At 63.7% G+C, this 24,699-nt stretch carries 21 protein-coding genes; 20 read left to right on the top strand and 1 reads right to left on the bottom strand.

All coding sequences use genetic code 11. The features are described 5' to 3' along the window. The first annotated feature begins 113 nt into the window (after positions 1–113). The 16 genes from mraZ (at position 114) to lpxC (ending at position 17,893) form a co-directional block, all read left to right on the top strand. A complete protein-coding gene (gene mraZ / locus IM733_RS14610) occupies positions 114–569 on the top strand; it encodes a division/cell wall cluster transcriptional repressor MraZ (protein ID WP_011535546.1) in 456 nt (151 codons plus the stop codon). After that, positions 566–1,513: a 16S rRNA (cytosine(1402)-N(4))-methyltransferase RsmH gene (gene rsmH, locus IM733_RS14605; RefSeq protein WP_432760371.1), complete on the top strand. Its 948-nt coding sequence runs from the start codon at positions 566–568 to the stop codon at positions 1,511–1,513. Before mraZ ends, rsmH begins: the two co-directional genes overlap by 4 nt. Beyond that, entirely contained in the window at positions 1,510–1,803 is a 294-nt protein-coding gene (ftsL, locus tag IM733_RS14600; RefSeq protein ID WP_011535544.1) for a cell division protein FtsL, read from the top strand. Before rsmH ends, ftsL begins: the two co-directional genes overlap by 4 nt. Then, complete coding sequence (locus IM733_RS14595; RefSeq protein ID WP_213661239.1) at positions 1,803–3,533, top strand: peptidoglycan D,D-transpeptidase FtsI family protein; 1,731 nt, start codon at positions 1,803–1,805, stop codon at positions 3,531–3,533. The genes ftsL and IM733_RS14595 overlap by 1 nt, the downstream gene beginning before the upstream one ends. Beyond that, entirely contained in the window at positions 3,533–4,996 is a 1,464-nt protein-coding gene (murE, locus tag IM733_RS14590) for a UDP-N-acetylmuramoyl-L-alanyl-D-glutamate--2,6-diaminopimelate ligase (RefSeq protein ID WP_248917323.1), read from the top strand. Before IM733_RS14595 ends, murE begins: the two co-directional genes overlap by 1 nt. Further along, complete coding sequence (locus tag IM733_RS14585) at positions 4,989–6,356, top strand: UDP-N-acetylmuramoyl-tripeptide--D-alanyl-D-alanine ligase (RefSeq protein ID WP_248917322.1); 1,368 nt, start codon at positions 4,989–4,991, stop codon at positions 6,354–6,356. Before murE ends, IM733_RS14585 begins: the two co-directional genes overlap by 8 nt. Beyond that, positions 6,356–7,438, top strand: a complete 1,083-nt coding sequence (gene mraY / locus IM733_RS14580) for a phospho-N-acetylmuramoyl-pentapeptide-transferase (protein ID WP_248917321.1) — start codon at positions 6,356–6,358, stop codon at positions 7,436–7,438. The genes IM733_RS14585 and mraY overlap by 1 nt, the downstream gene beginning before the upstream one ends. Before the next feature lie 6 nt (positions 7,439–7,444). Continuing rightward, positions 7,445–8,791, top strand: coding sequence for a UDP-N-acetylmuramoyl-L-alanine--D-glutamate ligase (gene murD / locus IM733_RS14575; RefSeq protein ID WP_248917320.1), 1,347 nt, complete (start codon positions 7,445–7,447; stop codon positions 8,789–8,791). Then, complete coding sequence (gene ftsW, locus IM733_RS14570) at positions 8,788–10,002, top strand: putative lipid II flippase FtsW (RefSeq protein WP_011535538.1); 1,215 nt, start codon at positions 8,788–8,790, stop codon at positions 10,000–10,002. The genes murD and ftsW overlap by 4 nt, the downstream gene beginning before the upstream one ends. Continuing rightward, positions 9,992–11,071, top strand: a complete 1,080-nt coding sequence (murG, locus tag IM733_RS14565; RefSeq protein ID WP_248917319.1) for an undecaprenyldiphospho-muramoylpentapeptide beta-N-acetylglucosaminyltransferase — start codon at positions 9,992–9,994, stop codon at positions 11,069–11,071. The genes ftsW and murG overlap by 11 nt, the downstream gene beginning before the upstream one ends. Further along, positions 11,064–12,512 (top strand): UDP-N-acetylmuramate--L-alanine ligase, encoded by a 1,449-nt coding sequence (murC, locus tag IM733_RS14560; protein WP_248917318.1) that lies wholly within the window; start codon positions 11,064–11,066, stop codon positions 12,510–12,512. The genes murG and murC overlap by 8 nt, the downstream gene beginning before the upstream one ends. Beyond that, complete coding sequence (locus IM733_RS14555; RefSeq protein ID WP_248917317.1) at positions 12,509–13,465, top strand: D-alanine--D-alanine ligase; 957 nt, start codon at positions 12,509–12,511, stop codon at positions 13,463–13,465. Before murC ends, IM733_RS14555 begins: the two co-directional genes overlap by 4 nt. A 5-nt stretch (positions 13,466–13,470) precedes the next feature. After that, positions 13,471–14,340 (top strand): cell division protein FtsQ/DivIB, encoded by an 870-nt coding sequence (locus IM733_RS14550; protein ID WP_011535534.1) that lies wholly within the window; start codon positions 13,471–13,473, stop codon positions 14,338–14,340. A gap of 14 nt (positions 14,341–14,354) precedes the next feature. Then, on the top strand, positions 14,355–15,617 hold the full coding sequence (ftsA, locus tag IM733_RS14545) for a cell division protein FtsA (RefSeq protein WP_011535533.1): 1,263 nt from the start codon (positions 14,355–14,357) through the stop codon (positions 15,615–15,617). A gap of 55 nt (positions 15,618–15,672) precedes the next feature. Then, positions 15,673–16,869: a cell division protein FtsZ gene (gene ftsZ / locus IM733_RS14540; protein ID WP_011535532.1), complete on the top strand. Its 1,197-nt coding sequence runs from the start codon at positions 15,673–15,675 to the stop codon at positions 16,867–16,869. A gap of 112 nt (positions 16,870–16,981) precedes the next feature. Then, complete coding sequence (gene lpxC / locus IM733_RS14535) at positions 16,982–17,893, top strand: UDP-3-O-acyl-N-acetylglucosamine deacetylase (RefSeq protein ID WP_011535531.1); 912 nt, start codon at positions 16,982–16,984, stop codon at positions 17,891–17,893. Between the two features lie 158 nt (positions 17,894–18,051). Here the strand turns inward: lpxC and IM733_RS14530 are convergent, their stop codons facing one another. Continuing rightward, positions 18,052–18,507, bottom strand: a complete 456-nt coding sequence (locus IM733_RS14530; protein ID WP_248917316.1) for a DUF721 domain-containing protein — start codon at positions 18,505–18,507, stop codon at positions 18,052–18,054. Positions 18,508–18,858: 351 nt separating this feature from the next. Here IM733_RS14530 and secA point away from each other — a divergent pair, with 351 nt between their 5' ends. The 4 genes from secA to IM733_RS14510 all read left to right on the top strand — a co-directional run bounded on the left by secA (position 18,859) and on the right by IM733_RS14510 (position 24,670). Further along, positions 18,859–21,597 carry a preprotein translocase subunit SecA gene (gene secA, locus IM733_RS14525; protein ID WP_248917315.1) on the top strand — a complete coding sequence of 913 codons (2,739 nt, stop codon included), beginning with the start codon at positions 18,859–18,861 and terminating at the stop codon, positions 21,595–21,597. Positions 21,598–21,768: 171 nt separating this feature from the next. Beyond that, entirely contained in the window at positions 21,769–22,986 is a 1,218-nt protein-coding gene (gene argJ / locus IM733_RS14520) for a bifunctional glutamate N-acetyltransferase/amino-acid acetyltransferase ArgJ (RefSeq protein WP_248917314.1), read from the top strand. A 110-nt stretch (positions 22,987–23,096) separates the two neighbouring features. Further along, on the top strand, positions 23,097–23,729 hold the full coding sequence (locus IM733_RS14515; protein WP_248917313.1) for a glutathione S-transferase family protein: 633 nt from the start codon (positions 23,097–23,099) through the stop codon (positions 23,727–23,729). After that, a complete protein-coding gene (locus tag IM733_RS14510) occupies positions 23,726–24,670 on the top strand; it encodes a Nudix family hydrolase (RefSeq protein WP_248917312.1) in 945 nt (314 codons plus the stop codon). Before IM733_RS14515 ends, IM733_RS14510 begins: the two co-directional genes overlap by 4 nt. Positions 24,671–24,699 lie beyond the last annotated feature (29 nt).

Here is a 24,699-nt window from a genome sequence, read left to right as displayed (position 1 = left end):
AACGTGCCTTGACGGTGTGGCGGACGGATTCCTATAGTGTGCGCAAGTGGCAGAAAGTGGGATGAAGTGGGTTTTCTGGCACAAAAAAGCTAACATTGTGGGGAATCGCAGCCGTGTTCCGCGGAGCCAACGCCGTCAGCCTCGATGCCAAGGGCCGTCTCGCCATGCCGAGCCGGTACCGTGACGAGCTCGATTCGCGTTGCAATGGTCAGTTGATCGTGACCATCGACGCCGTTGACCCCTGCTTGTGTGTTTATCCCCTCGATGAGTGGGAACAGATTGAAGCCAAGTTGCGCGCCTTGCCGTCGTTGCGTGAGGAAAACCGCCGCCTGCAGCGTCTGCTGATTGGTAATGCGGTTGACCTGGAGCTCGATGGCAGTGGGCGTTTCCTGGTGCCGCCCCGCCTGCGCGAGTACGCCAAGCTCGACAAGAAGGCGATGCTGGTGGGGCAGCTGAACAAATTCCAGCTGTGGGACGAGGATGCCTGGAACGCGGTTTCGGCAGCCGACCTTGCAGCTATTCAACAACCGGGCGCTATGCCCGATGATTTGCGTGACCTGATCCTGTGACCATAGATAGCGGCTTCAACCACATCACCGTCCTCCTCGACGAAGCCGTCGAGGCATTGGCCCTGCGCGCCGACGGTTGCTATCTGGATGGCACCTTCGGGCGTGGCGGCCACAGCCGCCTGATTCTGAGCAAGCTCGGGCCGCACGGGCGGCTGCTGGGGTTCGACAAGGATCCACAGGCGATTGCCACGGGGCAAGCGCTGGCGGCCGAAGACGGCCGCTTTGTCATTGTGCAGCGCAGCTTTGCCGAGCTGGGCTCCGAGGTCGCGGAGCGTCATCTGGCCGGCAAGGTCAGCGGCATCCTGCTCGACCTCGGGGTGTCGTCGCCACAGCTGGATGACCCGGAGCGTGGCTTCAGCTTCCTCAATGACGGCCCACTCGACATGCGCATGAACCCGAACCAGGGCATAAGCGCCGCCGAGTTCATCGCCACTGCGCCTGTGGAAGAAATCGCCCGGGTGTTCAAGGAGTATGGTGAAGAACGTTTTGCCGGGCGTATGGCCCGTGCGGTAGTGGAACGTCGTGAAAAACAACCGTTCACCCGCACTGCTGACCTGGCCGAGGTGCTTAAGGTCGCCAACCCTGCCTGGGAAAAGGGCAAAAATCCGGCGACCCGTGCATTCCAGGGCCTGCGCATCCACGTCAACAACGAGCTGGGCGATCTCGAGGCCGGTCTTGAGGCGGCGCTCGACGCGCTGGAGGTCGGCGGACGTCTGGCTGTGATCAGCTTCCACTCCCTTGAAGACCGTATCGTCAAGCTGTTCATGCGCAAGCTGGTCAAGGGCGAGGCGGATAACCTGCCACGCAACCTGCCGGTGCAGCACAAGACTTTCGAACCGAAGATCAAGCTCATTGGCAAGGCGCAGTTCGCCTCCGAGGCAGAGCTCAAGGCCAACCCTCGATCGCGCAGTGCCGTGATGCGGGTGGCGGAGAAGCTGCGGTGAGCCGGCTGTTCGCCAAGCCTTTACCGGGCGGAAGCTTCCTGATGCTTCTGCTGTTTGTCGGCGTGCTGGTTTCGGCTATCGCCGTATCCTACAGCGCCCACTGGAACCGCCAGTTGCTCAACACCTTGTACGGTGAACTGAACGAGCGCGACAAGGCCCAGGCCGAATGGGGGCGTCTCATTCTCGAGCAGAGTACCTGGACCGCCCACAGCCGGATCGAGACGCTGGCCAGCGAACAACTGAAAATGCGCGTGCCAGCCGCTGACGAAGTACGGATGGTGGCGCCATGATGAAGCTTGAGGGCGCACTCTACCCTTGGCGTTTCCGCGTGGTCGTCGGCCTGTTGGCGCTGATGGTCGGCGCCATCTGCTGGCGCATCATCGACTTGCAAGTGGTCGATCGCGACTTCCTCAAGGGGCAGGGCGATGCCCGCAGCCTGCGGCATATCCCGATTCCGGCGCACCGTGGCTTGATCACCGACCGCAACGGCGAGCCGCTGGCCGTGAGTACGCCGGTCACCACGCTGTGGGCCAACCCCAAGGAAATGCAGGTCGCCAAGGACCGCTGGCCACAACTGGCCGCCGCGCTCGGGCAGAACCCTCAGCAATTGATCGAGCGCCTGACGCAGCAGGCCAGCAAGGAATTCATCTACCTGGTCCGCGGTCTGACCCCGGAGCAGGGGCAGCAGGTGCTCGACCTGAAAGTGCCGGGTGTCTATGGGCTGGAAGAGTTCCGTCGCTTCTATCCGGCCGGTGATGTCACTGCGCACATGGTCGGCTTCACCGACCTGGATGACCACGGCCGCGAAGGGGTCGAGCTGGCCTACGACGAATGGCTGGCCGGCGTGCCCGGCAAGCGGCAGGTCATCAAGGACCGGCGCGGCCGGTTGATCAAGGACATCCAAGTAACCAAGAACGCCAAGGCCGGCAAGACCTTGGCGTTGTCGATAGACCTGCGCCTGCAATACCTGGCTACCCGCGAGCTGCGCAATGCCATCGCCGAGCAGGACGCCAAGGCTGGCAGCCTGGTGATCATGGACGTCAAGACCGGTGAGGTCCTGGCGATGGTCAACCAGCCCACGTACAACCCCAACAACCGCCGCAGCATGTTCCCGGCAGCGATGCGCAACCGGGCGATCATCGACGTGTTCGAGCCGGGTTCCACGGTCAAGCCGATCTCCATGAGTGCCGCGCTGCAGAGCGGCCGCTGGAAGCCCACCGACAAGGTCGAGGTGTATCCGGGCAGCCTGCAGATCGGCCGCTACACCATCAAGGACGTATCCAAGAGCGAGGGCCCAATCCTCGACCTGACCGGCATCCTGATCAACTCCAGTAACGTTGGTATGAGCAAGATCGCCTTCGATATCGGTGGCGAAGCCATCTACCGGGTCATGTCGCAGGTTGGCCTCGGGCAGTACACGGGGTTGGGCTTCCCTGGCGAACGCGTTGGCAACCTGCCCAACCATCGTGAATGGCGCAAGGCCGAGACCGCGACCCTTTCGTACGGCTACGGTGTTTCGGTGACGGCCCTGCAACTGGTGCATGCCTACGCTGCCCTGGCCAACGACGGCAAGATGGTGCCGTTGTCGATTCTCAAGGTCGACAAGGCGCCGGAAGCCGTGCAGGCCATTCCAAAAGAAACCGCCGAAACCGTGCAGGGCATGCTGCAGCAGGTGATCGAGGCGCCGCGTGGCGTATTCCGCGCCCAGGTGCCGTTCTATCACGTGGCTGGCAAGTCCGGTACGGCGCGTAAAGCCACGGTCGGCTCCAAGGGCTACACCGAGAACGCCTATCGCTCCCTGTTCGCCGGCTTCGGCCCGATGAGCGATCCGCGCTACGCCATCGTCGTGGTCATCGACGAACCGGGCAAGGGCGGCTACTTCGGTGGCCTGGTCTCTGCCCCTGTATTCAGCAAAGTGATGTCGGGCACCCTGCGCCTGATGAATGTACCGCCGGACAACCTGCCGCCACCTTCGACGCAGCAAGCCAGCGCAGTACCCGCCAAGGGAGGGCGAGGTTGATGACGATGCCATTGAGCAAACTGTTCGCCCATGCCAGCCGCGATCCGCTGATCCGCGAGTTGACCCTGGACAGCCGCCAGGTGCGCCAGGGCGACCTGTTCCTTGCTGTGCCGGGCGCCAAAGTCGACGGGCGCGAGCATATTGCTGACGCACTGGCCCGTGGCGCCGCCGCGGTGGCCTATGAAGAGCAGGGCGCCAGCGTGCTGCCGATCACCGACGTGCCGCTGATTCCAGTGAAGGGGCTGATCGGCCAGTTGTCGCAGATTGCCGGACGATTCTATGGCGAGCCGAGTCGGCAGCTTGAGCTGGTCGGCGTCACCGGAACGAACGGCAAGACCAGTGTCACGCAACTGTTGGCCCAGGCGCTCGATGCCCTTGGGCGACGTTGCGGCCTGATCGGCACATTGGGTACCGGCTTCTTTGGCGAGCTGCAAAGCGGTCGCCTGACCACGCCGGACCCGATCGCCGTGCAGGCGACGCTCAACGATCTGAAGAAAGGCGGCGCCAAGGCCGTGGCCATGGAAGTTTCTTCCCACGCTCTCGAGCAGGGCCGGGTCGCGGCATTGGATTTCGATATCGCAGTGATGACCAACCTGTCCCGCGACCATCTGGACTACCACGGCAGCATGGAGGCTTATGAGGCCGCCAAGGCCAAGCTATTCAGTTGGCCAAGCCTGCGTACCCGGGTGGTCAATCTGGACGATGACTTCGGTCGTCGCCTGGCCAAAGCCCATGCCGAGTCGAGGTTGATCAGCTACAGCCTGCAGGACCAATCGGCGACATTGTTCTGCAAGCAAGCCATCTTCAACGACGATGGCGTGCGCGCCGTGATCGTCACCCCTCAAGGCGAGCACGCCCTGCGCAGCCGGCTGTTGGGCCGCTTCAACCTGAGTAACATGCTTGCCGCCGTGGCCACCTTGCTCGCCCTGGACTATCCGCTGGACGAAATTCTTAAAGTAACCCCGCAGCTGCAGGGGCCGGTCGGTCGTATGCAGCGCCTGGGTGGCGGTGACAAACCGCTGGTGGTGGTCGACTACGCCCACACCCCGGACGCTCTGGAAAAAGTACTCGAGGCCCTGCGTCCGCATGCCCACGGCAAGCTGCTGTGCCTGTTCGGCTGCGGTGGCGACCGTGACAGCGGCAAGCGTCCGCTGATGGCCGAAGTGGCCGAACGCCTGGCCGATCGCGTGCTGGTCACCGACGACAACCCGCGCACCGAAGATCCACTGCGCATCTTCGATGACATTCGCCCTGGTTTCAAAAAGCCCGCCGACGTCGAGTTCGTCGCGGGTCGTGGCGAGGCCATTGCCCACCTTATCGCCACTGCTGCCGCCGACGATGTCATCGTCCTGGCGGGCAAGGGGCATGAGGATTACCAGGAGATCAATGGCGAACGCCATGATTTCTCCGATCTGGTCGAAGCCGAAAAGGCACTTGCCGCCTGGGAGGCTCCACATGCTTAAGCCGATGAAGCTCAGCCAACTGACCAGCGTCTTGAATGCCCGTTTGGTGGGCGTCGATGCCAGCTTCAGCGGCGTCAGTATCGACAGCCGCAGTGTCGCCGCCGGTCAGCTGTTCGTCGCCCTCAGCGGGCCGCGTTTCGATGGGCATGACTACCTGGCCGATGTGAAGGCCAAAGGCGCCGTGGCGGCGCTGGTCGAACGTGAAATTGCCGATGTCGGCCTGCCGCAGTTGCTAGTCGCCGATTGTCGCGTTGCCCTTGGCCAGCTTGGTGCATTGAATCGTGCCGCCTTCGACAAGCCAGTCGTTGCGATCACCGGCTCCAGCGGCAAGACTACGGTCAAGGAAATGCTCGCTGCGATCCTGCGTACCCGTGGGGCGGTGCATGCCACCCGCGGTAACCTGAACAACGACCTGGGTGCGCCGCTGACACTGCTGGAGATTGCCCCTGAGCACAGCGCCGCCGTCATTGAGCTGGGCGCGTCGCGCATTGGCGAGATCCGCTATACCGTTGGCCTGACCAAACCGCAAGTGGTCATCATCAACAACGCCGGGACTGCACATGTAGGCGAGTTCGGCGGCCCGGAGAAGATTGTCGAGGCCAAGGGCGAAATTCTCGAAGGCCTGGGCGAAGGTGGCACGGCCATTCTCAACCTGGCCGACCAGGCATTCGACATCTGGCGCAAGCGCGCCGGCAGTCACCGGATCCTCAGCTTTGCGCTGGACAATCCACAGGCCGATTTCCACGCCAGTGACATCGGCCGGGACGCCCGTGGTTGCCCATCGTTCACCCTGCACGGGCCGGACGGCAGCGTCCCGGTGCAATTGAATCTGCTGGGCATTCACAACGTTAGCAATGCCCTGGCCGCCGCCGCTGCCGCCCATGCCGTTGGTCTGAGCCTGAACGGCATCGCAGCCGGGCTGAATGCCGTGCAGCCAGTCAAGGGCCGGACCGTGGCGCAGATCGCACCGAACGGCGTGCGGGTGATCGACGACAGCTACAACGCAAATCCCACCTCCATGTGCGCCGCCATTGATATACTCGCCGGCTTTTCCGGACGCACCGTCCTGGTGCTCGGGGATATTGGCGAACTGGGGCAATGGGCGGAGGAAGGCCACCGTCAGGTGGGCGACTACGCGCGTGGCAAGGTCGACGCGCTGTACGCGGTGGGCAACAACATGGCCCATGCGGTCAAGGCGTTCGGCAAAGATGGGCGCCATTTCGCTACTCAAGCTGAGCTGATCGATGCCGTTCGCGCGGAAACAGCCAGCGACACCACTATCTTGATCAAGGGCTCGCGCAGCGCTGCGATGGAAAACGTCGTGGCCGCACTGTGCGGTGCCAGCGGGGAGAAACATTAATGCTGCTGCTGTTGGCTGAGTATCTGCAACAGTTCCACAAGGGCTTCGCGGTCTTCCAGTACCTCACGTTGCGCGGGATCCTGGGTGTGCTGACCGCGCTGTCCCTGGCCCTGTGGTTGGGCCCGTGGATGATCCGTACCCTGCAGATCCGCCAGATCGGTCAGGCCGTGCGTAACGACGGCCCGCAATCGCACCTGTCGAAGTCCGGCACCCCCACCATGGGTGGCGCGCTGATCCTGTCCGCCATCGCCATCAGCACCCTGCTGTGGGCCGACCTGACCAACCGCTATGTGTGGGTGGTGCTGATCGTCACCCTGGCGTTCGGCGCCATCGGTTGGGTCGACGACTATCGCAAGGTGATCGAGAAGAACTCCCGCGGCCTCCCCAGCCGCTGGAAGTATTTCTGGCAGTCGGTGTTCGGCCTGGCCGCCGCTGTCTTCCTGTACAAGACCGCCCCCACCAGCGTCGAGACCACGTTGATCATCCCGATGCTGAAGGATCTGGCCATCCCGCTGGGTGCCGGGTTCATCGTGCTCACCTACTTCGTCATCGTCGGCTCCAGCAACGCGGTCAACCTGACCGACGGCCTCGATGGCCTGGCGATCATGCCGACGGTGATGGTGGGTGGTGCCCTGGGCATCTTCTGCTACCTGTCGGGTAACGTGAAGTTCGCCGAGTACCTGCTGATCCCGTATGTACCGGGCGCGGGTGAACTGATCGTGTTCTGCGGCGCGTTGATCGGCGCGGGCCTGGGTTTCCTGTGGTTCAACACCTACCCGGCCCAAGTATTCATGGGTGACGTCGGTGCCCTGGCGCTGGGTGCGGCGTTGGGCACCATCGCCGTGATCGTCCGTCAGGAAATCGTCCTGTTCATCATGGGCGGCGTATTCGTGATGGAGACCCTGTCAGTGGTCATCCAGGTGGCGTCCTTCAAGCTCACCGGCAAGCGCGTGTTCCGCATGGCGCCGATTCATCACCACTTTGAACTCAAGGGCTGGCCCGAGCCGCGTGTGATCGTCCGTTTCTGGATCATCACCGTGATCCTGGTGCTGATTGGCCTTGCCACCCTGAAACTGAGGTAAACGAGCGTGTCACTGATCGCTTCCGACCAATTCCGCATCGTTGTCGGCCTCGGCAAGAGCGGCATGTCCCTGGTTCGCTTCCTGGCGAGCCGGGGCATTGCCTTTGCGGTCGCCGACACTCGCGAGCAACCGCCGGAACTGGACACCCTGCGCCGTGATTACCCGCAGGTGGAAGTGCGCTGTGGCGAGCTGGACGTGGATTTCCTCTGCCGCGCCAACGAGCTGTATGTGAGCCCCGGCCTGGCCCTGGCCACCCCAGCCCTGCAGCAGGCGGCGGCGCGCGGTGTGACGCTGTCCGGCGACATCGAGCTGTTCGCCCGCCACGCCAAGGCGCCGATCATCGCGATCAGTGGCTCCAATGCCAAGAGCACCGTGACCACCCTGGTCGGCGAGATGGCCGCCAAGGCAGGCAAACGTGTGGCAGTGGGTGGCAACCTGGGCACGCCGGCGCTGGACCTGCTTGACGACAGCGTTGAGCTGTACGTGCTCGAATTGTCGAGCTTCCAACTGGAGACCACCGACCAGCTCAACGCTGAAGTGGCCACGGTGCTGAACATCAGCGAAGACCACATGGACCGCTACAGCGGCCTGCCGGCCTATCACCTGGCCAAGCATCGGATCTTCCGCGGTGCCCGCCAGGTGGTGGTGAATCGCCAGGATGCCCTGAGCCGTCCGCTGCCGGTCGAAGGTCGCCCGAGCTGGAGCTTTGGTTTGAATGCGCCAGACTTCAAGTCCTTCGGTCTACGGGAAGTCGATGGCGAGAAGTACCTGGCCTTCGAGTTCCAGACGCTCATGCCGGTGCGTGAATTGAAGATCCGAGGCGCCCACAACCAGAGCAATGCCCTGGCCGCGCTGGCCCTCGGCCATGCCGCTGGCCTGCCGTTCGAGCCCATGCTTGAGGCGCTGCGCGAGTTCAAGGGCCTGGCCCACCGCTGCCAGTGGGTCCGTGAACGCAATGGCGTGAACTGGTACGACGATTCCAAGGCCACCAACGTCGGTGCCGCGCTGGCCGCCATCGAAGGCTTGGGTGCCGATATCGAAGGCCGGCTGGTGCTGATCGCCGGTGGCGATGGCAAGGGCGCCGATTTTGCCGCCCTGCGCGAACCAGTGGCGAAACATTGCCGTGCCGTGGTGCTGCTTGGTCGTGACGCCGAGCGCCTGGCCGAAACCTTGGGCGATGCCGTGCCGCAAGTGCGGGTCAAAACCCTCGATGAAGCTGTGCAACGCTGCGCCGAGCTGGCCCAACCGGGCGATGCGGTGCTGCTGTCGCCTGCTTGCGCCAGCCTCGACATGTTCAAGAATTTCGAAGAGCGCGGGCGCCTGTTCGCCCTGGCGGCGGAGGGGCTGGCATGATCTTCGGCATCCTCAAGCCTTACCCGTCGCCGCTGATCAGTGGCCGTGGCATCGACCTGGACTTCCCGCTGCTGGCCGGTTGCCTGGCGCTGCTCGGCCTGGGCCTGGTGATGATTACGTCGGCTTCCTCGGAAGTGGCTGCAGTGCAGTCGGGCAACCCGCTGTACCACATGATCCGCCACCTGGTGTACGTCACCCTCGGCCTGGGCGCCGGGGTGATGACCATGATGGTGCCGATCGCCACCTGGCAGCGCATGGGTTTCCTCATGCTGATCGGCGCCTTCGGCCTGCTGGTGCTGGTGCTGGTGCCGGGCATCGGCCGCGAGGTGAACGGCTCGATGCGCTGGATCGGCTTCAGCTTCTTCAACGTCCAGCCCTCGGAGATAGCCAAGGTCTTCGTGGTCATCTACCTGGCCGGCTACCTGGTACGCCGGCAGACCGAAGTGCGCGAGAGCTGGATGGGCTTCTTCAAGCCGTTCATCGTGTTGCTACCGATGGCTGGCCTGCTGCTGATGGAGCCGGACTTCGGTGCCACGGTGGTGATGATGGGCGCTGCGGCGGCCATGCTGTTCCTCGGTGGGGTGGGGCTGTTCCGCTTCTCGCTGATGGTGGTGTTGGCGGTCATTTCGGTGGTGGTCCTGGTGCAGGCCCAGCCTTACCGGATGGCGCGTCTGATTACCTTCACCGACCCTTGGTCCGACCAGTTCGGTTCCGGCTACCAGCTGACCCAGGCGCTGATCGCCTTCGGTCGCGGCGAGTGGCTGGGTGTGGGCCTGGGCAACAGCGTGCAGAAGCAGTTCTACCTGCCCGAGGCGCACACCGACTTCGTGTTCTCGGTGCTGGCCGAGGAGCTGGGCGTGGTCGGCTCGTTGCTGACCATCGCGCTGTTCGTCTTCGTCACTGTTCGTGCCCTTTATATCGGCCTGTGGGCGGAGAAGGCCAAGCAGTTCTTTGCCGCCTACATGGCCTTTGGCTTGTCGTTCCTGTGGATCGGTCAGTTCCTGATCAACATTGGCGTGAACGTCGGCCTGCTGCCAACCAAGGGCCTGACCCTGCCATTTCTCAGCTATGGGGGCAGCTCGCTGGTGATCTGCTGCGCCTGCGTGGGGCTATTGCTAAGGATCGAGTGGGAAAGCCGCACGCACCTGGGCAGCGAGGAGCACGAATTCAAGGAGAGCGATTTTGCCGAGGAGACCAGCCATGGCCGCTGACGGCAAGAACGTGTTGATCATGGCCGGTGGTACCGGGGGGCATGTTTTCCCGGCCCTGGCCTGTGCCCGCGAGTTCCAGGCACGCGGCTACCGCGTGCACTGGCTGGGCACCCCGCGCGGTATCGAAAACGAACTGGTGCCCCAGGCAGGGTTGTCGTTGCACCTGATCCAGGTCACCGGCCTGCGTGGCAAGGGCAAGTTGTCGCTGCTCAAGGCGCCGTTCACCCTGGTCAAGGCAGTGCTGCAGGCGCGGCGCATCGTGCGTGAACTCAAGCCGGTCTGCGTGATCGGCTTCGGGGGTTATGTGACCGGCCCCGGTGGCGTGGCCGCGCGACTGTGCGGCGTGCCACTGGTCATTCACGAGCAGAACGCCCGCGCCGGTACCGCCAATCGCCTGCTGGTGCCGCTGGCGGCCCGTGTCTGCGAAGCTTTTCCAGGCACCTTCGAGGCCAGCGACAAGCTGCGCACCACTGGCAACCCGGTGCGTCCGGAGCTGTTCATGGATGCGCAGCGCGCGCCTCTGGTCGAACGCCGTGCCCGCCTGTTGGTCATGGGCGGCAGCCTGGGTGCGGAACCATTGAACAAATTGTTGCCTAAGGCCCTGTCCGAGGTGCCCGCGAGCTTGCGGCCAGAGGTGTTCCACCAGGCCGGCAAGAATCACGCGCCGACTACCGCCGAGCGTTATCACGAGGCGGGTGTCGAGGCTCAGGTAGAACCGTTCATCAAGGACATGGCCCACGCCTATGGCTGGGCCGACATGGTGGTGTGCCGGGCCGGCGCCCTGACCGTCAGCGAACTCGCGGCGGCGGGCCTGCCCTCGGTGCTGGTGCCCTTGCCCCACGCTATCGACGACCACCAGACCCACAACGCCCAATATCTGGCTCGTGAAGGCGCCGCCTTCCTGATGCCGCAAGCGACAACTGGCGCAGCGCAGCTCGCTGAACGCCTGAACGAGGTGCTGATGCAACCCGAGAAACTCAACACCATGGCCGGCACCGCGCGTCGCCTGGCCAAACCTGCCGCAACCAGCACCGTGGTCGATATCTGCCTGGAGGTGGCCCATGGTTGAGAGCCAGAAAGCCATGCCGCAGCCGAAGATGGGCCGCATCCGTCGCATCCATTTCGTCGGTATCGGCGGCGTGGGCATGTGCGGTATCGCCGAAGTGCTGCTGAACCTGGGCTATGAAGTGTCGGGTTCCGACCTCAAGGCTTCGCCGGTCACCGAGCGCCTGGAGTCGTTCGGCGCCGAGATCTTCGTCGGCCACCGTGCCGAGAATGCCGCCAGCGCCGACGTACTGGTGGTGTCCAGCGCGATCAACCCGGCCAACCCGGAAGTCGCCACCGCGCTGGAGCGCCGTATCCCGGTGGTGCCGCGCGCCGAAATGCTCGCCGAGCTGATGCGCTACCGCCATGGCGTGGCCGTTGCCGGCACCCACGGCAAGACCACCACCACCAGCCTGCTGGCCTCGGTGTTCGCCGCGGGCGGCCTGGACCCGACCTTCGTCATCGGCGGTCGTCTGACTGCGGCGGGCACCAATGCCCAGCTGGGTACCAGCCGTTACCTGATCGCCGAAGCCGATGAAAGCGACGCGAGCTTCCTGCACCTGCAGCCGATGGTCGCCGTGGTCACCAATATCGACGCCGACCACATGGCCACCTACGAAGGCGACTTCAACAAGCTGAAGAAGACCTTTGTCGAGTTCCTGCACAACCTGCCGTTCTACGGGCTGGCGGTGATGTGCCTGGACGACCCTGTCGTGCGCGAGATCCTGCCGCAGGTCAAGCGCCCGACCGTCACCTATGGCTTCAGCGAAGAGGCCGACATCCGTGCCATCAACGTGCGCCAGCAGGGCATGCAGACCCACTTCACCGTGCTGCGCCGCGACCGCGAGCCGCTCGAGGTGTCGGTGAACATGCCGGGCAACCACAACGTGCTCAATGCCCTGGCCACCATCGCCATTGCCACCGACGAAGGTATCAGCGACGAGGCCATCGTCCAGGGCCTGTCCGGCTTCCAGGGCGTCGGTCGTCGCTTCCAGGTGTACGGCGAGCTGCCAGTCGAAGGTGGCAGCGTGATGCTGGTCGACGACTACGGTCACCACCCGACCGAGGTCGCCGCCGTGATCAAGGCCGTGCGTGGCGGCTGGCCGAGCCGCCGCCTGGTCATCGTCTACCAGCCGCACCGCTACAGCCGCACCCGCGACCTGTACGACGATTTCGTGCAGGTGCTGGGCGATGCCAACGTGCTGCTGCTGATGGAAGTCTACCCGGCCGGCGAGGAGCCGATCCCCGGTGCTGACAGCCGCCAGCTATGCCACAGCATCCGCCAGCGCGGCAAGCTCGACCCGATCTACATCGAACGTGGTGCCGAGCTGGCGCCGCTGGTCAAGCCGCTGCTGCGCGCCGGCGACATCCTGATTTGCCAGGGTGCCGGTGATGTCGGTGGCCTGGCCCCGCAATTGATGAAAAGCCCGCTGTTCGCTGGCGCCAAGCAGGAGAAGTCGAAATGACCAGCGCCTACGACAAGCTGCACTCCACCCTCGATGTCAAGGCCTTCGGCCGCGTTGCCGTGCTATATGGCGGCAAGAGCGCCGAGCGTGAGGTCTCGCTGAAATCCGGCGCGGCGGTGATCGAGGCGCTGACCAGCGCCGGTGTCGACGTGGTCGCCATCGATGTGGGCGACGACCTGCTGGCGCGCCTGCAGAACGAGAAGATCGACCGCGCCTTCATCATCCTCCACGGCCGTGGCGGTGAAGACGGCAGCATGCAGGGCCTGCTCGAATGCCTGGGGATCCCCTACACCGGCAGCGGCATCCTCGCCTCGGCACTGGCCATGGACAAACTGCGCACCAAGCAGGTGTGGCAGAGCCTGGGTATCCCCACGCCACGCCACGCGGTGCTGGCCAGCGCGCAGGACTGCGTTGCCGCCAGCGCGGAACTGGGCTTCCCGTTGATCGTCAAACCTGCCCATGAAGGTTCGAGCATCGGCATGGCCAAGGTGAACAGCGAGCAGGAGCTGGTCGCCGCCTGGAAAGACGCCGCCAAGTACGATTCGCAAGTGCTGGTCGAGCAGTGGATCCATGGTCCCGAGTTCACCATCGCCGTGCTGCGTGGCCAGGTGCTGCCTCCAATCGCGTTGGGCACCCCGCATGTGTTCTACGACTACGACGCCAAGTACATCGCCAATGACACCCAGTACCGCATCCCGTGCGGCCTGGACAGCGTCAAGGAGCAAGAGCTGATCGACCTGACCGCGCGCGCCTGCGATGCCATCGGCATCGAGGGCTGGGGCCGGCTGGACGTGATGCAGGACGAGCAAGGCCGGTTCTGGCTGCTCGAAGTCAATACCGCACCCGGCATGACCGACCATAGCCTGGTGCCCATGGCGGCTCGCGCGGCCGGCCTGGACTTCCAGCAGTTGGTGCTGGCAATCCTCGCCGACAGCGTAGCGACGCGAGGTTAACCACCATGCAAGGCGCAATGGTACGTCAGCAGCAACCCGTTACCGGTCGTAGCAAGCCGGTGCCGCGTGGCGCCAGCCGACTGGTGGCCGACGAGCCCGTATCGGCGCGCCTGCCTCGCCCTAGTTTTGGTGGCTTCAAGCGCCTGCTGTGGCCGGTGCTGCTGGTTGCGGCGGGCTTTGGCGCTTATGAAGGCGCCATTCGCCTGATGCCTTACGCCGATCGCCCAATCACCAAGATCGCCGTGCAGGGCGACCTTAGCTACATCAGCCAGCAGGCGGTGCAGCAACGGATCGCGCCCTATGTGGCGGCAAGCTTCTTTACCGTCGACCTGGCAGCGATGCGCGTGGAACTGGAGCAGATGCCATGGATCGCCCACGCCGAAGTGCGTCGGGTCTGGCCGGACGAGGTGGTGATCCGTCTGGAGGAACAGTTGCCGGTGGCACGCTGGGGTGACGAGGCCTTGCTCAACAATCAGGGCCAGGCCTTCACCCCGCGTGAGTTGGCCAACTACGAGCACCTGCCGCAGCTGTTCGGGCCGCAGCGCGCTCAGCAACAAGTCATGCAGCAGTATCAGGTATTGAGCCAGATGCTGCGCCCCATGGGCTTTTCCATCGCTCGCCTGGAGCTGCGCGAGCGAGGCAGCTGGTTCCTGACCACCGGTGCGGGTAGTGCCGGGCCGGGCATCGAGTTGCTGTTGGGGCGCGACCATCTGGTGGAGAAGATGCGCCGTTTCATTGCCATTTACGACAAAACGCTTAAAGACCAGATCACCAATATCGCCCGCATCGATCTGCGTTACGCCAATGGACTTGCCGTTGGCTGGCGGGAACCGAATGCACCGACGACGGCCCAACCCGCCGTTGCGAAGAATTAGAGAGAGGCAGGACCATGGCAAACGCGCATAGCGGCAAAATGATCGTCGGGCTGGACATCGGCACCTCCAAGGTGGTGGCGCTGGTGGGTGAGGTCGGCGAGGACGGTACCCTGGAGATCGTGGGTATCGGCACCCACCCATCGCGCGGCCTGAAGAAGGGCGTGGTGGTGAACATCGAGTCGACCGTGCAGTCGATCCAGCGCGCCGTGGAAGAGGCCCAGCTGATGGCCGGCTGCCGTATCCATTCGGCGTTCGTCGGCGTGGCCGGCAATCACATTCGCAGCCTGAACTCCCACGGTATCGTCGCCATCCGTGACCGCGAAGTCAGCACCGCCGACCTCGAGCGCGTGCTCGACGCCGCCCAGGCCGTGGCAATTCCGGCCGACCAGCGGGTGCTGCACACCCTGCCGCAGGACTATGTGATCGACAACCAGGAAGGCGTGCGCGAGCCACTGGGCATGTCGGGCGTGCGCCTGGAAGCCAAGGTCCACGTGGTCACCTGTGCGGTCAACGCCGCGCAGAACATCGAGAAGTGCGTGCGTCGCTGCGGCCTGGAAATCGACGACATCATCCTCGAGCAACTGGCCTCGGCCTACTCGGTGCTGACCGACGATGAGAAAGAGCTGGGCGTGTGCCTGGTGGACATCGGTGGTGGTACCACCGACATCGCCATCTTCACCGAAGGCGCGATCCGCCACACCGCGGTGATCCCGATCGCCGGCGACCAGGTCACCAACGACATCGCCATGGCCCTGCGCACCCCCACGCAGTACGCCGAGGAAATCAAGATCCGCTACGCCTGCGCCCTGGCCAAGTTGGCCGGCGCCGGTGAAACGATCAAAGTGCCGAGCGTCGGCGACCGTCCGCCGCGCGAGTTGTCGCGCCAGGCCCTGGCTGAAGTCGTGGAACCGCGTTACGACGAGTTGTTCACCCTGATCCAGGCCGAGCTGCGTCGTAGCGGCTTCGAAGACCTGGTGCCGGCCGGTATCGTCCTCACCGGCGGCACCGCGAAGATGGAAGGCGCCGTGGAACTGGCCGAAGAGATCTTCCACATGCCGGTACGCCTGGGCGTGCCGCACAGCGTTCGGGGGCTGAGCGACGTGGTGCGCAACCCGATCTATTCCACCGGCGTGGGCCTGCTCACCTACGGCCTGCAGAAGCAGTCCGAGGACCCGTCCCTGACCGGTATCAGCAACAGCAGCAACAACAGCTATGGCGATGAACCGAAGGCCCCGGTGCTTGAACGACTCAAGCGTTGGGTCCAGGGCAACTTCTAAGTTTCAAAGCAGTAGTGGTAGGCGCAACAACTAGAGAACTGTAAGGAGAGGGAAAATGTTCGAGCTCGTAGACAACGTCCCGCAAAGTCCGGTCATCAAGGTGATCGGCGTCGGTGGTGGCGGCGGCAACGCGGTCAACCACATGGTCAAGAGCAACATCGAGGGCGTGGAGTTCATCTGCGCCAACACCGATGCCCAGGCGCTGAAGAACATTGGCGCGCGCACCATCCTGCAACTGGGTACCGGCGTGACCAAGGGCCTGGGCGCGGGTGCCAATCCGGAAGTCGGCCGTCAGGCCGCGCTGGAAGACCGTGAGCGCATCGCCGAAGTGCTGCAGGGCACCAACATGGTGTTCATCACCACTGGCATGGGTGGCGGTACCGGCACCGGCGCGGCACCGATCATCGCCGAAGTGGCGAAGGAAATGGGCATCCTCACCGTTGCGGTGGTGACCCGTCCGTTCCCGTTCGAGGGCCGCAAGCGCATGCAGATCGCCGACGAAGGCATCCGCATGCTGGCCGAGAGCGTCGACTCGTTGATCACCATCCCCAACGAGAAGCTGCTGACCATCCTGGGCAAGGATGCGAGCCTGCTGTCCGCCTTCGCCAAGGCTGACGATGTACTGGCAGGTGCCGTGCGCGGTATCTCCGACATCATCAAGCGCCCTGGCATGATCAACGTCGACTTCGCCGACGTGCGCACCGTGATGGGCGAGATGGGCATGGCGATGATGGGTACTGGCTGCGCCAGCGGCCCGAACCGTGCCCGCGAGGCCACCGAGGCGGCAATCCGCAACCCACTGCTCGAAGACGTCAACCTGCAGGGCGCCCGCGGCATCCTGGTGAACATCACCGCAGGCCCGGACCTGTCGCTGGGTGAGTACTCCGACGTGGGTAGCATCATCGAGGCCTTCGCCTCCGACCACGCGATGGTCAAGGTCGGTACCGTGATTGATCCGGACATGCGTGACGAACTGCACGTGACCGTTGTGGCCACTGGCCTGGGCGCGCGCATCGAGAAACCGGTCAAGGTAGTCGACAACACCCTGCAGACCGCTCAGCAGGTGTACGAGGCTTCCAACCCGGCCCCGGTTCGCCAGGAGCAGTCGGCGGTGAACTACCGTGACCTGGAGCGTCCGACCGTGATGCGCAACCAGGCGCATGCGGGTGCCGCGGCGGCAGCTAAACTCAACCCTCAGGATGATCTGGACTACCTGGATATCCCGGCGTTCCTGCGTCGTCAGGCCGATTGATGGAATTTATCAGGGGTATTAGGGTGATTGGTGTTCAGCAAAGGCCGGGTCTGTTATTATCCCCAGCCTTTGTTGATACCTGTTCGCAATTTGCGCTGAAGCGGCCAATGCCATGATTAGACAACGCACCCTGAAGAATACCATCCGTGCCACGGGCGTCGGCCTGCACTCCGGGGAGAAGGTCTACCTGACCCTCAAGCCTGCGCCTGTCGACACCGGCATCGTCTTCCGTCGCGCCGACCTTTCTCCCGTCGTGGAAATCCCGGCGCGCGCGGCCAATGTCGGTGAGACCACCATGTCCACCACACTGGTCAACGGTGACGTCAAGGTCGATACGGTCGAGCACCTGCTTTCCGCCATGGCGGGCCTGGGCATCGATAACGCCTACGTCGAGCTCTCCGCCTCGGAAGTGCCGATCATGGATGGCAGCGCCGGACCCTTCGTATTCCTGATCCAATCGGCCGGCCTGGAAGAACAGGACGCACCGAAGAAGTTCATCCGCATCCTGCGCGAAGTGACAGTGGAAGACGGCGACAAGCGCGCCACTTTCCTGCCGTTCGACGGGTTCAAGGTGAGCTTCGAGATCGACTTCGATCACCCGGTCCTCAAGGGCCAGACCCAGAGCGCGTCTGTAGACTTCTCCAGCACTTCGTTCGTGAAAGAAGTCAGCCGCGCACGGACTTTCGGGTTCATGCGAGACATCGAGTACCTGCGCAAGCATAACCTTGCGCTCGGCGGCAGCGTCGAGAACGCCATTGTGGTCGACGAGACTGGCGTGCTCAACGAAGACGGTCTTCGTTCCGAAGACGAATTCGTCAAGCACAAGATCCTCGATGCCATTGGTGACCTCTACCTGCTGGGCAACAGCCTGATCGGCGAGTTCAAGGGCTACAAGTCCGGCCACTCGTTGAACAACCAGTTGCTGCGCAAGTTGATCGCAGAAACAGATGCCTGGGAAGTGGTGTTTTTCGAAGATGCCAGCACGGCACCGATCTCGTACATGCGCCCTGTTGCGGCCGTGTAAGTTCGAACACTCTCTCTAGTGATTGAGGCCACCTTCGGGTGGCCTTTTTTATTGGCCGCATGCGCAGGCCTGCAGGAGCGGTTTCAGCCGCGAACACCGGCGTAGCCGGTGCCATGCAACGCGTCGCTTGCTTCGCGGCTAAGGCCGCTCGTACAGGGTCAAACCTTGGACTGTGCGTGCGCGGCCAGCCGTTCCAGTGCCGCCCGCAACTTCGGATCACTGATCCCGTCAGCCGATCCGCGGATGCTCTCGGCGGCATGCTCCGACAGCTCCGGCCCTTGACCTCCACGCTTGGCAGGTACCAAGGGCGGTTGCACCTTGAACAGGATACGTGACAGGTTGGCGAAGGCTTCCATGGCTTGCAGCTGGCGCTGCAGGCGCTTTTGCTGGTAGCGCAGACGGGTCGCCCAGTGGCCATCGGTAACCACCAGCAACAAGGTGCCCTCTTTCCAGGACGCCACATGGCAGTGCTCGCGGGCTGCCGGTTGCAGCTGGCTTTCCAGCAGGCGCTGCAGGTGTTCCAGGCGTTCGGCCTGGTTGAGCAGCAGGCGCAGCGGGCGAGCCTGGCGCAGCAAGGCGGCGGGCGGGCGGGCAGGTGAGGGTTTGTAGGCCATGGGGGTACACAGGTGGTTACAAGACCGACAGTCTAACAGATGCCCTTGCGCTGGCCTCTTTGCGGGAAAATCGTGCCTTCTCGAGGTTGGAGCCGTACCTGCAGGCGCCGACGGCACTCAGAGATTGATGCAAGTCATTCTCGATACGTTTCATCTTCCCGTACCTTGAACTTGCGCGAAAAGCCCCTATGTTAGTCAGGCCCCCTAAAAGCGCTGTGCCAGCATCGTGGAAATCCACCACTTTCCTCACCATCGTTTCCGGGTAGAATGCTCGTTCGCATGCGGCCTCAGGGCTGCACGGGCGACTCATGGGGCCGCCCTCCATCCCTACGTGTGGAAGATCCTGCCGATATGTTTGCGCCTTTGTTAAAAAAACTTTTTGGAAGCAAGAACGAGCGTGAAATCAAACGCATGCTCAAGACGGTGAGCACCGTCAATGCCTTCGAAGAGAAGATGGTGGCCCTCTCCGACGAGCAACTGCGGGGCAAGACCGCAGAGTTCAAGGAGCGCCTGGCCAAAGGCGAATCACTGGACCAGCTGTTGCCTGAAGCCTTCGCCGTGGCCCGTGAGGCCGGCAAGCGCGTGATGGGCATGCGCCACTTCGACGTCCAGCTGATCGGCGGCATGACCCTGCACGAAGGCATGATCGCAGAAATGCGCACCGGTGAAGGCAAGACCTTGGTCGGTACCCTGGCCGTTTATCTGAACGCGCTGTCCGGCAAGGGCGTGCACGTGGTCACGGTGAACGACTACCTGGCCCGCCGCGACGCCAACTGGATGCGTCCGCTCTACGAATTCCTTGGTTTGACCGTCGGTATCGTCTCGGCCTTCCAGCCGCCTGAAGAGAAGCGCGCCGCCTATGCCGCCGACATCACCTACGGCACCAACAACGAATTCGGTTTCGACTATTTGCGCGACAACATGGCGTTCAGCCAGGACGAGAAGTTCCAGCGCGAGCTGAACTTCGCCGTGATCGACGAAGTCGACTCCATCCTCATCGACGAAGCGCGTACCCCGCTGATCATCTCCGGCCAGGCCGAGGACAGCTCCAAGCTGTACATCGAGATCAACCGCCTGATCCCGCGCCTGACGCAACACATCGAGGAAGTCGAAGGCCAGGTGACTCAAGAGGGTCACTACACCATCGACGAGAAGAGCCGCCAGGTCGAGCTGAACGAGGCCGGCCACCAGTTCATCGAGGACATGCTGACGCAATCGGGCCTGCTGGCCGAAGGCGAGAGCCTGTATTCGGCGCACAACCTCGGCCTGCTGACGCACGTCTACGCCGGTCTGCGCGCGCACAAACTGTTCCACCGCAACGTCGAGTACATTGTCCAGGACGGCCAGATCCTCCTGATCGACGAGCACACCGGCCGCACCATGCCGGGCCGCCGCCTGTCCGAAGGCCTGCACCAGGCCATCGAGGCGAAGGAAAACCTGAACATCCAGGCCGAAAGCCAGACCCTGGCCTCGACCACCTTCCAAAACTACTTCCGCCTCTATACAAAACTGTCGGGCATGACCGGTACTGCCGACACCGAGGCGTTCGAGTTCGCCCAGATCTACAACCTCAACGTGATGGTCATCCCACCGAACAAGCCGTTGGCCCGCAAGGACTTCAACGACCTGGTGTACTTGACTGCCGACGAGAAGTACGCGGCGATCATCGCCGACATCAAGGAAAGCATGGCCCTGGGCCGCCCAGTGCTGGTCGGTACCGCGACCATCGAAACCTCCGAGCACATGTCCAACCTGCTCAAGAAGGAAGGGATCGACCACAAGGTACTGAACGCCAAGTACCACGAGAAGGAAGCCGAGATCATCGCCCAGGCCGGTGCCCCGGGGGCGCTCACCATCGCCACCAACATGGCCGGCCGTGGTACGGACATCCTGCTGGGCGGTAACTGGGAAGCTGAAGTAGCAGCCCTGGACAATCCGACCCCAGAGCAGATCGCGCAGATCAAGGCCGACTGGCAGAAACGTCACCAGCAGGTGCTGGAGGCCGGTGGCCTGCACGTGATCGCTTCCGAGCGCCACGAGTCCCGCCGTATCGACAACCAGCTGCGTGGCCGTGCCGGCCGTCAGGGCGATGCTGGTTCCAGCCGCTTCTACCTGTCGCTGGAAGACAGCCTGATGCGCATCTTCGCCTCTGACCGGGTGAAGAACTTCATGAAGGCGCTGGGCATGCAGTCCGGCGAGGCCATCGAGCACCGTATGGTGACCAATGCCATCGAGAAGGCGCAGCGCAAGGTCGAAGGTCGCAACTTCGATATTCGCAAGCAACTGCTCGAATACGACGACGTGGCCAACGAGCAGCGCAAAGTGATCTACCACATGCGCAACAGCCTGCTGGCCGCCGAGAACATTGGCGACACCATCGGCGAGTTCCGCCAGGAAGTGCTCGATGCCACCATCAGCCAGCACATCCCGCCGCAATCGCTGCCTGAGCAGTGGGACGTGGCCGGCCTGGAAGCCTCGCTGGCCAGCGACTTCGCCATGAAGCTGCCGATCCAGCAGTGGCTCGACGAGGACGACAAGCTTTACGAGGAAACTCTGCGCGAGAAGCTGCTGAGCGAGATCACCAGCGCCTACAACGAGAAAGAGGACCAGGCAGGCGAGGACGCGCTGCGTACCTTCGAGAAGCAGATCCTGCTGCGTGTGCTGGACGACCTGTGGAAAGACCACCTGTCGACCATGGATCACCTGCGCCACGGTATCCACCTGCGCGGCTATGCGCAGAAGAACCCGAAGCAGGAGTACAAGCGCGAGTCGTTCACCCTGTTCCAGGAGTTGCTGGAGTCGATCAAGCGCGACACCATCCGCGTGCTGTCGCACGTCCAGGTGCGTCGCGAGGACCCGGCAGAAGAAGAAGCCCGTCTACGCCGCGAAGCCGAGGAACTGGCTAGCCGCATGCAGTTCCAGCACGCCGCCGCTCCAGGCATGGAGAGCGACCTGCAGGCCAGCGAGGAGGGCGCCGAAGTCGCCGTCGCCACGGCACCGGTGCGCAATGACCAGAAGCTGGGCCGCAACGAGCCGTGCTGGTGCGGTTCGGGCAAGAAGTTCAAGCATTGCCATGGTCAGATTGAGTGATCTGACCTGACTGCTGTAACGTGACAACACCGGGGGCCGCTTTGCGGCCCTTTCGTGACACAAGGCCGCTCCTGCACCGATCTCGTAGGAGCGGCCTTGTGCCGCGAAGGGGGCGTGAAGCGGCCCTGCTGTTCCCCCATCCTCTACACCGTATTTTCTAGGAGCGCTCTAATGGCTGTTGGTCTTGGTCCCCTGCCCACCCTGCACCCGGTTCCCGGTTTCGAACTCGGTATCGCCTCGGCGGGTATCAAGCGCCCTGGGCGCAAGGATGTGGTGGTGATGCGCTGCGCCGAAGGCTCCAGCGTTGCTGGCGTGTTCACCCTGAACGCCTTCTGCGCCGCCCCGGTGATCCTCTCCAAGCAGCGCGTGCAGGGCACCGTGCGCTACCTGCTGACCAACACCGGCAACGCCAATGCCGGTACCGGCGCGCCAGGCCTGGCCGCGGCCGAGCGTACCTGTGCCAAGCTGGCCGAGCTGGCCGGTGTACCTGCTGAATCCGTACTGCCGTTCTCTACCGGTGTGATCGGCGAGCCGCTGCCAGTCGAGAAGATCGAAGGGGCGCTGCAGGCCGCCTTGGACAACCTGTCGGAAAACAACTGGGCTGAAGCCGCCACCGGCATCATGACCACCGACACCCTGCCCAAGGGCGCCAGCCGCCAGTTCCAGTTCGGCGGCAAGACCATCACCGTCACTGGCATCAGCAAGGGTGCCGGCATGATCCGCCCGAACATGGCCACCATGCTGGGGTATATCGCCACCGACGCCAAGGTCGCACCGGCTGTGCTGAAAGACCTGATGCTCGACGGCGCCAACAAGTCGTTCAACCGCATCACCATCGACGGCGACACCTCGACCAACGACTGCTGCATGCTGATCGCCACCGGCAAGGCCGACGTGCCTGAGGTCACCGAGGCCAGCGGTGCGCTGTTCGAGGCGCTGAAGAAGGCGGTGTTCGAGGTGTGCATGGAAGTGGCCCAGGCCATCGTCCGTGACGGCGAGGGCGCGACCAAGTTCGTTACCGTGCAAGTCAACGGCGGCGGCAATCATCAGGAATGCCTGGACGTCGGCTACGCCGTGGCGCACTCGCCGCTGATCAAGACCGCGCTGTTCGCCTCCGACCCCAACTGGGGTCGCATCCTCGCTGCTGTCGGCCGTGCCGGTGTGCCAGCGCTGGATGTCAGCCTGATCGACGTGTACCTGGACAACGTCTGCATCGCCAGCCAGGGCGGCCGCAGCCCAAGCTACACCGAGGCGCAGGGCGCGGCGGTGATGGCCCAGGAAGAGATCACCATCCGCATCGAGCTGGGCCGTGGCCAGTGCAGCGAAACCATCTGGACCACCGACCTGTCCCACGAGTACGTGAAGATCAACGCTGAGTACCGTACCTGAGTGACGGCCAGTTCGCTGGCAAGCCGGCTCCCACAAGTCTTGTAGGAGCCGGCTTGCCGGCGATGGGCTGCGCCGCAGCCCCAACACCCCGAATCCGATGGAGCTGAATCATGAGCTATCACCTGATCATCGGCGACAAGCTGTACTCTTCCTGGTCGCTACGCGGCGCACTGGCCCTCGAACTGGCCGGCGCGCCCTACGAAGAAACCCTGGTCAAGCTCAACCAGCCAGACACTCGCCAGCGCCTCCTGGCGTTCTCGGCGACTGGCAAGGTGCCCTTGCTCAAGACCGAGCACGGCGTGATCGCCGACTCGCTGGCCATTGCCGAATATCTCAACGAGCAGCACCCCGAGGCCAGGCTCTGGCCCGAGGACGTTGCCGCCCGTGCCCAGGCCCGTTCGGCTTGCGCGCAGATGCACAGCGGCTTCTTCGCCTTGCGCGGAGCAATGCCTTTCGACCTGTCCCGCGACCAGGCGCTGGATGAGGTGCCACTGGACGTGCAGGTCGATATCGACCGCATCGTCGCCTTGTGGAACGAATGCCGCCTGGTTGCCAAGGACAGCGGCCCGTTCCTGTTCGGCCGGCCGACCCTGGCCGATGCTTTCTTCGCCCCGGTGGCCGTGCGCCTGCGCACCTACCGCGTCGAAGTACCGGCCGCGGCGGCCGCCTACATCGAAACCCTCTACCAGTGGCCTGCGTTCCAGGCTTGGCAGAAAGCTGGCCTGGCGGAGCGTGAAGGGTGAAGCGGATTCATGTGGTTGCCGCGGTCATTCGCGGTACTGACGGCCGTATCCTGATCGCCCGTCGCGCCGACACGCAACACCAGGGTGGCTTGTGGGAGTTTCCGGGTGGCAAGGTCGAGGACGGCGAGGGCCTCGAGGCGGCGCTGGCCCGCGAGTTGCGCGAGGAGCTGGGAATCGAGGTCACGCGCTCGCGACCGTTGATCAAGGTCAGCCACGACTATCCAGACAAGCAGGTGCTGTTGGATGTGCGTGAAGTCGAAGCGTTCATCGGTGAACCCCACGGCGCCGAGGGCCAGCCGCTGGCCTGGGTGGCGCCGCGTGACCTGGGCCAGTACGAGTTCCCCGAGGCCAACAAACCCATCGTCGCCGCAGCGCGCCTGCCTGATCAGTACCTGATCACGCCGGATGGCCTGGAAGTGCCGCAGTTGCTCAAGGGTATCCAGAAAGCGGTAGCCAGCGGGATCAGGCTGATCCAGCTGCGCGCCCCCGACATGTACGACCCCAAGTACCGCGATGTCGCGGTGGACGCGGTCGGGCTGTGCGCGGGCAAGGCACAACTGATGCTCAAGGGGCCGTTGGAGTGGCTGGGCGACTTTCCGTCGGCGGGCTGGCACCTGACCGCCGCGCAGTTGCGCAAGTATGCCGCGAAGGGCCGACCGTTCCCAAAGGAACGCTGGCTGGCGGCATCCTGCCACAACGCCGAGGAACTGGCGCTGGCCGAGCAGATGGGGGTGGACTTCGTCACCCTGTCGCCGGTGCAGGCGACCCAGACACACCCGGATGCCGCGCCGCTGGGGTGGGATGAGGCGCAACGGTTGATCACCGGGTTCAGCCATCCGGTGTTCTTGCTGGGTGGGGTCGGGCCAGGGGAGCGAGAGCGGGCTTGGGAATCTGGAGCTCAAGGTGTTGCGGGGATCCGGGCTTTCTGGCCTGAGGCTTGACTGCGCTGTTCGCCGGCAAGCCGCCTCCT

This window comes from Pseudomonas entomophila (assembly GCF_023277925.1).
GTDB classification, from domain to species: domain Bacteria; phylum Pseudomonadota; class Gammaproteobacteria; order Pseudomonadales; family Pseudomonadaceae; genus Aquipseudomonas; species Aquipseudomonas entomophila_D.
This window is presented reverse-complemented; position numbering and strand designations above follow the sequence as displayed.

Bases quoted from the DNA above. Each gene is read 5' to 3' on its own strand.
- murE (WP_248917323.1), top strand. From the start codon at position 3,533: ATGACGATGCCATTGAGCAAACTGTTCGCCCATGCCAGCCGCGATCCG.
- ftsA (WP_011535533.1), top strand. From the start codon at position 14,355: ATGGCAAACGCGCATAGCGGCAAAATGATCGTCGGGCTGGACATCGGC.
- mraY (WP_248917321.1), top strand. From the start codon at position 6,356: ATGCTGCTGCTGTTGGCTGAGTATCTGCAACAGTTCCACAAGGGCTTC.
- murC (WP_248917318.1), top strand. From the start codon at position 11,064: ATGGTTGAGAGCCAGAAAGCCATGCCGCAGCCGAAGATGGGCCGCATC.
- secA (WP_248917315.1), top strand. From the start codon at position 18,859: ATGTTTGCGCCTTTGTTAAAAAAACTTTTTGGAAGCAAGAACGAGCGT.
- IM733_RS14515 (WP_248917313.1), top strand. From the start codon at position 23,097: ATGAGCTATCACCTGATCATCGGCGACAAGCTGTACTCTTCCTGGTCG.
- murG (WP_248917319.1), top strand. From the start codon at position 9,992: ATGGCCGCTGACGGCAAGAACGTGTTGATCATGGCCGGTGGTACCGGG.
- ftsZ (WP_011535532.1), top strand. From the start codon at position 15,673: ATGTTCGAGCTCGTAGACAACGTCCCGCAAAGTCCGGTCATCAAGGTG.
- ftsW (WP_011535538.1), top strand. From the start codon at position 8,788: ATGATCTTCGGCATCCTCAAGCCTTACCCGTCGCCGCTGATCAGTGGC.
- lpxC (WP_011535531.1), top strand. From the start codon at position 16,982: ATGATTAGACAACGCACCCTGAAGAATACCATCCGTGCCACGGGCGTC.
- IM733_RS14585 (WP_248917322.1), top strand. From the start codon at position 4,989: ATGCTTAAGCCGATGAAGCTCAGCCAACTGACCAGCGTCTTGAATGCC.
- IM733_RS14595 (WP_213661239.1), top strand. From the start codon at position 1,803: ATGAAGCTTGAGGGCGCACTCTACCCTTGGCGTTTCCGCGTGGTCGTC.
- argJ (WP_248917314.1), top strand. From the start codon at position 21,769: ATGGCTGTTGGTCTTGGTCCCCTGCCCACCCTGCACCCGGTTCCCGGT.
- IM733_RS14555 (WP_248917317.1), top strand. From the start codon at position 12,509: ATGACCAGCGCCTACGACAAGCTGCACTCCACCCTCGATGTCAAGGCC.
- IM733_RS14530 (WP_248917316.1), bottom strand. From the start codon at position 18,507: ATGGCCTACAAACCCTCACCTGCCCGCCCGCCCGCCGCCTTGCTGCGC.
- IM733_RS14550 (WP_011535534.1), top strand. From the start codon at position 13,471: ATGCAAGGCGCAATGGTACGTCAGCAGCAACCCGTTACCGGTCGTAGC.